This is a genomic window from Vicinamibacterales bacterium, assembly GCA_041659285.1.
In the GTDB taxonomy this organism is placed as follows: Bacteria; Acidobacteriota; Vicinamibacteria; order Vicinamibacterales; family UBA2999; genus 12-FULL-67-14b.
This window is the reverse complement of the sequence record JBAZYO010000026.1, coordinates 18,404-27,684: the sequence shown is the minus strand read 5'-3', so window position 1 is coordinate 27,684 and position 9,281 is coordinate 18,404. Positions and strand designations below refer to the sequence as shown.

At 66.5% G+C, this 9,281-nt stretch carries 8 protein-coding genes; 4 read left to right on the top strand and 4 right to left on the bottom strand.

What is annotated here, in order from left to right; all coding sequences use genetic code 11:
• The 4 genes from WC815_23810 to WC815_23795 all read right to left on the bottom strand — a co-directional run.
• Positions 1–730, bottom strand: a 730-nt coding sequence (locus WC815_23810) for a DUF1552 domain-containing protein (GenBank protein ID MFA5911818.1), incomplete at its 3' end; no start/stop codon positions are given.
• 2 nt (positions 731–732) lie between these two features.
• The gene (locus WC815_23805; protein ID MFA5911817.1) at positions 733–3,192 is read right to left on the bottom strand and encodes a DUF1592 domain-containing protein; all 2,460 of its coding nucleotides are present in this window, start codon (positions 3,190–3,192) and stop codon (positions 733–735) included.
• A 270-nt stretch (positions 3,193–3,462) separates the two neighbouring features.
• Positions 3,463–4,359, bottom strand: a complete 897-nt coding sequence (locus tag WC815_23800) for an MBL fold metallo-hydrolase (protein ID MFA5911816.1) — start codon at positions 4,357–4,359, stop codon at positions 3,463–3,465.
• Positions 4,360–4,409: 50 nt separating this feature from the next.
• The gene (locus WC815_23795) at positions 4,410–5,225 is read right to left on the bottom strand and encodes a class I SAM-dependent methyltransferase (protein MFA5911815.1); all 816 of its coding nucleotides are present in this window, start codon (positions 5,223–5,225) and stop codon (positions 4,410–4,412) included.
• A 134-nt stretch (positions 5,226–5,359) separates the two neighbouring features.
• Between WC815_23795 and WC815_23790 the strand changes: the two genes are divergently transcribed.
• The 4 genes from WC815_23790 to WC815_23775 all read left to right on the top strand — a co-directional run bounded on the left by WC815_23790 (position 5,360) and on the right by WC815_23775 (position 9,236).
• The gene (locus WC815_23790; protein ID MFA5911814.1) at positions 5,360–6,592 is read left to right on the top strand and encodes an amidohydrolase family protein; all 1,233 of its coding nucleotides are present in this window, start codon (positions 5,360–5,362) and stop codon (positions 6,590–6,592) included.
• 269 nt (positions 6,593–6,861) lie between these two features.
• The gene (locus tag WC815_23785; protein ID MFA5911813.1) at positions 6,862–7,092 is read left to right on the top strand and encodes an AbrB/MazE/SpoVT family DNA-binding domain-containing protein; all 231 of its coding nucleotides are present in this window, start codon (positions 6,862–6,864) and stop codon (positions 7,090–7,092) included.
• Positions 7,089–7,475 carry a type II toxin-antitoxin system death-on-curing family toxin gene (locus WC815_23780; GenBank protein MFA5911812.1) on the top strand — a complete coding sequence of 129 codons (387 nt, stop codon included), beginning with the start codon at positions 7,089–7,091 and terminating at the stop codon, positions 7,473–7,475. Before WC815_23785 ends, WC815_23780 begins: the two co-directional genes overlap by 4 nt.
• Before the next feature lie 69 nt (positions 7,476–7,544).
• Positions 7,545–9,236, top strand: a complete 1,692-nt coding sequence (locus WC815_23775; GenBank protein MFA5911811.1) for a DEAD/DEAH box helicase — start codon at positions 7,545–7,547, stop codon at positions 9,234–9,236.
• Positions 9,237–9,281: the final 45 nt, after the last annotated feature.

Sequence of the window (9,281 nt, the reverse complement as noted above, 5' to 3'; positions counted from 1 at the left end):
GGACGCTGGCGACTTCGCCCTGGATCCAGTCGAGGATGCTGCGGCGCGACTTGCGGCGGGCGTCGCGGTCCGCCGGCGTGCCGCCGGTGCCGAACAGCATGTCGAAGGCCACGCGCGGGTCGCGGATCATCGGCAGCGGCTCGTTGGGCGAGGCCCAGCTGATCGAGTCGGTGTAGGCGCACGAGTAGTTGTAGGTGCAGCCGCCGGCCTGGTCGAGGTTCTCGATGCAGAACTGCATCGACGGCAGCGGGGTGGCCTGGCCGTACTTCTGCGCGTACATCTGGTCGAACGAAGTGCCGGCCCAGATGTCGGAGCCCTGCGTCTGCTTCGGGTGCGCCTGGGTCAGGAACACCGCGCTCGAGCGGAAGTGGTCGCCGCCGATTTCCGGGGCGGTGAACGCCTCGGCCATGCGGACGTCGGTGTTGCTGACAACGGTCAGGTAGTCGCGGTACGGCTCGAGCGGGCTGAGCGCGCTGTCGGCGGCGAACGTGAAGTCCTTGCCGGTGGCTTCGGGCGCGAACAGGTGCTTGGTGGCGCCCCACTTGTTGCACCCGGCGAGGCCGTGGACCTCTTCGATGCAGATCAGGCGCGTGCGCTCGGCCCCGGCCGGCGCGGCGCCGATGCCCTTGGCCCCCACCATGGCATCCAGGAATGGCAGCGCCACGGCGGCGCCCATCGCCCCCCGGATGAAGGTGCGGCGCGGCATGTGCTTACCGGTGAGGTACGACATCGTTATCTCCCTGCCTTGGTTTCGGTCGTTGTCGGTTCAGGTTCCACTCGCTTCATCCGGAAGGCGTCGCTCTTGACGACGCCGAGGATGAACGACGACATCTTGTAGTTGGTCACTTCCGCCGAGCGCTGGATGGCGCGCACCGCCGGCTGGTCGAAGTACTCGACGCGGCGGCCAAGGGCGTAGGCCATCAGGTTCTCGGTGAAGTTGCGCACCACCGGCGTCGGCCGCCTGGTCAGGGCCGTGGTCAGCTCCGACAGCGAGGTCACCTTGGTGCCGTCGTAGAAGTCGCCGGCGGTGTCGAGCGCCATGCCGTTCTCGCGCACGCGCCACTTGGCGGTGACGTCGAAGTTGTCGAGGGCGAGGCCGATCGGATCCATGAACCGGTGGCAGGAGTTGCAGGTCGGGTTCTTGCGATGGATCTCCATTTTCTCGCGCGTCGTCAGCAGGCGGCCTTCCTTGGCCCCGCCGGTTTCGTCGAGCGTCGGCACGTTGGGCGGCGGCGGCGGCGGCGGCGTGCCGAGCAGCACCTCCATCACCCACTTGCCGCGCAGCACCGGCGAGGTGCGGTTGGCGAGCGAGGTCTGCACCAGCACGCTGCCCTGGCCGAGCAGGCCGCGGCGCGAAGCGTCGGGATAGGTGAAGCGGCGGAACTGGTTGCCGACCACGCCGCGGTAGCCGTAGTGACGCGCCAGCCGCTCGTTGAGATACGTGTAGTCGGCGGTCAGCAGGTCGAGCAGCGGGCGGTCTTCCTTGATCAGGCTGCTGAAGAACAGCTTGGTCTCGGTCCGCATCGACTCGGCGAGGTTCTCGTCGAAGTTCGGGTAGAAGTTCGGGTCGGGGTGGACCTTGTCGACGTCCTGCAGGCGGAGCCACTGCGCGGCGAAGCGGCCGGCCAGCGCCTCGGACCGCGGATCGGCGAGCATGCGGCGCGCGTGCTTCTCGAGCCCGCCCGGTGACGACAGCTCGCGGCGCGCGGCGGCGGCAAGCAGGTCCTTGTCGGGGGGCAGGCCCCAGATGAAGAACGACAGGCGCGACGCCAGGTCAACGTCGGCGACGCGATAGGTGCCGCCCGAGCGCGCGTCGGTCGGCGCGCGTTCCAGCCGGAAGATGAAGTGCGGGCTCGCCAGCACCGCTTCGAGCGCGGCGCGCACGCCGGTCTCGAAGCCGCCCGTGGCGGCGGCGTCCTCGTAGAACGGCATCAGCCGATCGACTTCGGCGGCCGCCAGCGGCCGGCGATAGGCGGCGCCGCCCAGGCGGGTGACGATCTGCCGGGCGCACGGGACCTCGTCCTTCGTTGACGTCGGCCGGCAGGTGAAGACCTTCTGGCGGCTGGCGGTGGTCGAGATGCCCGTGGTCCGCATCGGCCCACGAATCATGAAGTCGCGCATGTGCGGCAAGGTGGTGATGCCGCTGCCGCCCGAGCCGCCGCCCGCGTACGACCAGTCGTGCGGGCGGATGAGGTCTTCGTAGGGGCCGTCGATCTTGCGGACGAACGCGGCGGCCACCTTGTGCTGCCCGGCCCGCACCAGGATCGGCTCGGTGCGCAGCGGCGTCTGGCCGCGGCCGTCGGCGCCGGCGATGTTGATCAGCTCGTACTCGACCAGCGCCACGCGCTGCCCGTCGATGGAGACGTCGATGTCTTCGAAGCGCGTGTTCTCGCCCGAGTTGAACGTCATCTCGAAGGCGTACTCGCCGTCGGCCGGGAACACGTGGTTCACCACCATGCCGCCGCGCGTGCCGTAGGGCGAGCCCTCGACGTGGTCCCACGGATGCTGGGACATGTAGCTCGGGTTGGTGTAGGTGGAATCGATCGCCGGCGCGTCCTTGTCACCCACCGCCATGCGGCTGATGTCGGCGGCGCCGTTGAGGTACGACTCGAGCAGCGTCGGCGACAGCGTCTGCTCGTCGGCGATGTTGTCGAAGTTCGCGCTCAGGGTGTCGTTCGGCAGCCAGCGGCCGGCATCGATGTCGAGGTCGAGCAGTTCCTTGACGGCGCGGGTGTACTCGGGGCGGTTCAGGCGCTGGAACGTGCGGCCGCCGGGATTGGGATTGGTCTTGGCGTAGGCGTCAACCGTGGTCTCGAGCGTCGTGATCAGCTTCTGATACGTCGCCGGGTCCGGGCGCGGCATGCCGGGCGGCGGCATCATGCTCGCCTGCATCTTGCGGATCATGCGCTCGGCTACATTGGGCTCGTGGCCCACTTTGGCGATGTCGAAGGAGGCGAGCGACAGGTTGCCGGCCTTGCCGCGTTCGCTGTGGCAGCCGACGCAGTAACGTTTGACGAGCGCGTTCTGCTCGTCGTGGGAAACGGTGGCGGCGGCATGCGACGCGGCAGCCTTGGCGGCGGGCGCGGGTACAGGCGCCGGCGCTTTCGGGGCGGGTTGCTGTGCAGCCGTGACGACAACGAGCCCAAGGCACACAACCGCTGTGCCCAGGGTGATGGAACCGACGCTTTTCATTCCAACACTCCTGTGATGCCAGGCACCCAAGCACTTGCTAGCTCGGCGTCCTAGCCTCCCTATGTGCGCAGACTATACACCTAATCTTCTGGCCGGATGGGTGAGGCAAAGAGAGATGACCTCTTGTGACATTTGCAGACATTCCGGCCTGAAAATGCAAAAACGGGCGGGCGACCTGGAGGGGTCAATCCCGCCCGTTTTCTCGTCCTTCAGGCTGTCTATCCGCCTAACCACCTTCGCCAGAGGCTTCGGCGGTCAAGCAGGCGGATTCTACTTTTTGAGTTCGTCGAACACGACCTGCATCGACGCCTTCACACGCTCGTTCTTGTAGCCGGGGTACTTCGCGATGTCGAACGCCGCAAACGCCTCGTCCACGGTCTTGCCCGCGCCCATGGCCGCTTGCGCGGCGGCCACCAGGTCGGTCATGAACTGCTGATACCCCTGCACGTCCTTCATGGTCGCCATGGGGCTGTGACCGGGGATGACCGTGTCGATGTTCTTGATCCCGGCAATCACGTTGGCGAGCGTCTTCGGATAGGACACGCAGCTGCCGCCGTTGTTGCGGTCGCAAAGCGCGCCGTCTTTCCACGCGAACATGTCGCCCATGTGAAGGACGCGCAGGGCCGGGAACACGATCGCGGTGTCGCCGTTGGTGTGGGCGGCGCCGAAGTGGTACAGGTCGACCTGATCCTTGCCCGAGCCGATGGTCAGCTTGTCCTGGTAGGTCTTGCCGGGCAGGAACGCCTCCTTGCCCTTGAAGGCGTCCATCTTCGCCATGTTCGCCCGGGTGTTCTCGTGCGCCACGACCTCGACCTTGCCGAACACATCGTTGTTGCCGGTGTGGTCACCGTGCGTGTGCGTGTTGATGATCCGCGTGACCGGCTTGCTGGTGACCGACTTTACCTTGTCGAGCAGCGCCTGTCCCCAGCCGGCCAGCTTGGTGTCCACCAGCGTGACGCCGTCATCGGTGATGAACACCGCGACGTTGCCGCCGCTGAACGTCTCGCGCGGCGTCGGGCTCGAACTGGTGATCACGTAGAGGCGGTCGTTCAGCTTGACGAGGTCGAGCACCTTGGGCGCGGTGGCAGCCGGCGCCTGGTAGGCGGCGACCGTCATTGTCGCTGACCCGATCAGCCCGATCAAGCCGAGTGTGAGTAGTCTTTTCATGTATTTCCCCTAGACACCTTTAGGCACCGTACGCACCCAGGCACCTTAGATTAGGCCCCTGGCTTCCTGGTCGCCGTGAACGCCGACGGCGCGGTGATCTTGATGGTGTTGCCGTCCACCGTGCCGGCGTACTTGGTGGTGCCGGACGTGAAGGTGATTTCGGCGCCGCGCAACCGGCCCTGGATGGCCTGGTTGCCGAGCGTGCCCGAGATCATCTGGAAGGTCTGCGTCAGCTTCAGCTCGCCGCTCGGCGTGCCCCACGTGCCGCCGACCTTGGCGGGCACGATCCAGAAGAGCGCCGTGCACCAGCTGCTCGAGCAGCCGTCGCTCACCGTGGCGGTCTCGTCGGCCTGCCAGTCTTCCATGGTGAAGGTGTTCGACGCGATGCGCGTGCCGGGCTTCAGGTCCAGCAGCTTCGGCCGCAGCTTCATGTTGATCGAGGGCAGCAGGAACATGGTGATGACGTCGGCCTTCGAGAAGTCGGTCTCGAACAGGTCGGCCTTGACGAACGTGGCGCGATCGCTCATGCCCGCGGCGGCAGCGTTCTTCTTCGACAGCTCCACCATGTCAGGGTTGTACTCGATGCCCATGGCGCGCGCGCCGCGCTTGGCGGCGGTAATCACCGTGCGGCCGTCACCGGACCCGAGGTCCATCACGAAGTCGGTCTTGGTGACCTTGGCCATGTCGAGCATCTTGTCGACGACGGCCTGCGGCGTCGGCACCCAGACCACATCCTTGCCGGCCTGGCCTACCTGCGGCTCGAAGGGCTTCTGCCCCGTGGCCGTGGCCTGCGCATACGCGGACGCGCTGACCGCGAAGGTCAACACCAGCATCACCAGGGAAGAAATTGCGCGATGTGTGCTCATCGAAGTATCTCCATGATCCGGTACAAGTAACTGTCGATCCTCAAGAACAGCGAGCCGCCGGAAATTCCCTCCCGGGGGCAATCACGGTGGTCACACCCTGCTCGGCCAGAAAGTATATGCTCCCGTCGGCAAAGATGACCACGTCCTTTCGTCTCGGCGTCGCGTTCCTCCTGTTGATCACCGCGCCGGTAGCGCCGGTGTTGGCGCAGACACGCGCGGTGCGCTTCGGCCGGCTGTGGGACGGCACGAAGGTCGTCGCCGACGCGGTGGTCACCATCAGCGGCGACCGCATCGTGTCGGTCGCCAGCGGTAACTCCGCGGTGCCCGCGGGCGCGGAGGTCATCGACCTGCGCAAGTACTCGGGACTCCCGGGCCTGATTGACCTCCACACGCACATCACCTATTTCTGGGATCGAACGCCCGGCACGCGCCCTCGCGGCCAGCGGCGCCTGCCCGCCGTGACGGTGTTCCTGGCCCAGGACAACGCGCGGCGGACGCTCGAATCGGGCGTGACCACGGTGCGCGACCTGAACGCCGGCAACGACATGGACCTCGCGATGCGGGAGCTCACGGCATCCGGCGCCATGACGGGGCCGCGCATTCTCGCGTCGGGCCCCGGGCTGTCGGCGCGCCAGGGCCAGCCGCCCGATCCCGATGCCATGCGCAAGCTCGTCGAAGAGCGCGTCAAGGCCGGCGTTGACTGGATCAAGGTCTTCGGATCGCGCGGCGGTTTCGAAGTCGTTGACGGCACGCAGACGGTCACCTTCGACGAGATGAAGGCCGTCGTTGACGCCGCCCACGCGCTCGGGAAGAAGGTGGCGATCCACTCATACGGCGCGGGTGGCGTGCGCGATGCGGTCCGCGCCGGCGCCGATTCGGTGGAGCACGGCGCGGATGTCGATGACGAGACGCTGGCCGACATGGCGAGGCGAGGCACCGTGTGGGTGCCGACTGTCGATCACAATCGCTACTACATCGACGCGCAGGCCGATTACGGTTTCGCGCCCGGGTCGGAGGCCGCCCTCCGGGACTACATCGACCGCAACCTGGAATCGGTCCGCCGGGGCGTGAAGGCCGGGGTCCGGATGGGAATGGGATCCGACGCCGTCTACTCCATGTTCGGCCAGAACACCCGGGAGCTCGGCTGGTTCCTCAAGGCCGGGATGACCAACGCGCAGGCGCTGGCCACGGCCACGACCACGGCCGCGGCGCTCGTCGGCATGCAAGACAGCCTTGGGCGGGTGGCGCCCGGCTTCCTGGCCGATCTCTTGGCGGTGGAGGGGGATCCGCTGACCAGCATCGAGTCCCTGTTTACCGGCGTCCGTTGGGTGATGAAGGCCGGAAAGGTGGTCGTGGACCGCAGGTAGTCCGATGTGGCGTCCGGCTTTAGCCGGACCTGATCCCGGCACCCATCCGTATTTATTTGGTGCCGTGTCCCTCTCGCGCGCCGACGTGGCGGCGATGGCGGCGATGGCGGCCACGGTCGGGTCAGCTTCATCGGCGTAGCGCTGTTTCTCACGGCTATAGCTTTTGTTGCCAGTTACTTACCGGCCAGGCGCGCCACCAACGTCGACCCGGTCGTCGCCCTGAGGAAGGAGTAATAGGGCGTTATAACATTTGTTGATACAATGAGCTCATGGTCGTCGAGCTCAAGCTCCGCAAGATCGGCAATTCGGTGGGGGTGGTGCTTCCCAAGGAAGTACTCAACCACTTGAAAGTTGGCGAAGGAGACACGATCTGCGTCACGGAAACCGTGGACGGCAGTCTGCGCGTGGGTCCGTCGAACGATGAGTTCAAGAAGCAGATGGAAGCGGCCGAAAGCGTGATCAATCGCTACCGTAACACTCTGCGCGAACTCGCGAAATGACGGCGCCGGTGTGGCTGCTTCGGGAGGCGGTGCTCGCCACCCACGAGCGGCTGCTGGCAGATTTCGGTGGCGCCACTGGGGTTCGTGACAGCGGCCTGCTCGACTCCGCCCTTGCTCGCCCGGAGAACCTGCTGGCCTACGGCCAGCCGACGAACTTCGAATTGGCTGCCGCATACGCGTTCGGAGTCGTGAAGAACCATCCGTTCGTCGATGGAAACAAGCGGACGGGTTTCACCATCGCGATCATGTTCCTCGAACGGAACGGAGACACGTTCAGCGCATCGGAAGTCGATGCCACCATTCAGACGCTGGCCCTGGCCGCGGGTGAAGTCACCGAAGCCGGCTACGCGGATTGGCTGAAGAACAACTGCAAGAAGAAGTAACAGGCAACCCTAAAGGGTTGCCTCCACGCATCGGTAACGCATCGGTCACAGAATCAGAGAACAACTCACATGAAGACCCCAACCGCCGGCGACACGTCCGGTTTCGCATCTCTCGGACTCGCCGCGCCCCTGGTGGCCGCCGTTTCGGCGCTCGGCTACGAAGAACCCACGCCCATCCAGCGTGAAGCCATCCCGGTGCTGCTGGCCGGCAACGACATGCTCGGCCAGGCCGCCACCGGCACGGGCAAGACGGCGGCGTTCGCGCTGCCGCTGCTCAACAAGCTGTCGGAAGACACCAAGACCAACCGCGGCAAGGCCCGCGCGCTGGTGCTGGTGCCGACCCGCGAGCTGGCGATGCAGGTCGCCGAAGCCCTCCACAAGTACGCGAAGGGCTCGAACCTGAACGTGGTGCCCGTCTACGGCGGCGCGCCGATGGATCACCAGATCCGCGCGCTTCGCCGCGGGGCGGAAGTCGTGGTCGGCACGCCGGGACGCGTGCTCGATCACCTGCGCCGGCAGACGCTGAACCTCGCCGCGGTCGAAGTGCTCGTGCTCGACGAAGCCGACGAGATGCTCGACATGGGCTTCTCGGAAGACATCGATTCGATCGTGGCGGAAACGCCGGCGACCCGGCAGACGGCGCTGTTTGCGGCGACCTTCGCGCCGCGGATCCTGTCGATTGCCGGCAAGCACCTCAAGAACCCCAAGAAGGTGCAGATCGCGCAGGAGAAGCGCGCGGCTGGGAAGCTCCCCCAGGTCCGCCAGGTCGCCTACATCGTCGGCAAGGGCCAGAAGACCGGCGCGCTCAGCCGCATCCTCGACTTCGAAAGCCCCAAGTCGGCGATCATCTTCTGCCGCACCCGCCTCGAGGTGGATGAGCTCACCGACACGTTGAACGCGCACGGCTACGGCGCGCAGGCGCTGCACGGCGGCATGATGCAGAAGCAGCGCGACCGCGTGATGCAACTGTTCCGCAGCGAGAAGGCCGACATCCTGGTGGCCACCGACGTCGCCGCCCGCGGCCTCGACATCGATCACGTCTCGCACGTCATCAACTACGACCTGCCGACGGCTCCCGAAGTCTACGTGCACCGCATTGGCCGCACCGGCCGCATCGGGCGCGAAGGCGTAGCCATCACGCTGGCGGCGCCCCGCGAGCAGCGCTTCCTGCAATACGTCGAGCGCCTCACCAAGCAGCGCGTCGAGATCGGCAAGCTGCCGACCGAAGCCGACCTGCGCAAGCGGCGGCTGGAGGCCGCGAAAGACTCGATCCGCGAGCGCATTGCCGCGGGCGGCCTCGACGACACCAAGGAACTGGTCGAGTCGCTGGCGCAGGAATTCGAACTGATCGACATCGCCGCCGCCGCCGTGGCGATGGCCAACGACGGCGCCGAGAAGGCCGCGGTCCCGGTGATGGAAGAGGCCGACACCCGGTCGTCGCGAAGCTACGACGGCCCGCCCCGTGACGATCGCGGCTACCAGCGCGCGCCGCGGCCCTCGCGAGAACCGCGTGAGGAAGGCCCGATGATGGTGCTGCGTATCAGCGTGGGCAAGGACGAGAGCATCAGGCCCGCCGACCTGGTGGGCGCCATCGCCGGCGAAGCGAAGATCCCGTCAGGCGTGATCGGCGCCATCAAGGTGCACGACGACTACTCGCTGGTGGAGATTCCTGAAGAACTGGCCGAACGGGTCGTCACCGCCCTGAAGCGCACCCAGATCCGCGGCCACAAAGTCACGGTACAGTCCAAACCCGCCCGCTAGTGCCAGAAGGGCGGCACTTTGGTGCCGCCCCGCTTCTTGCTATCG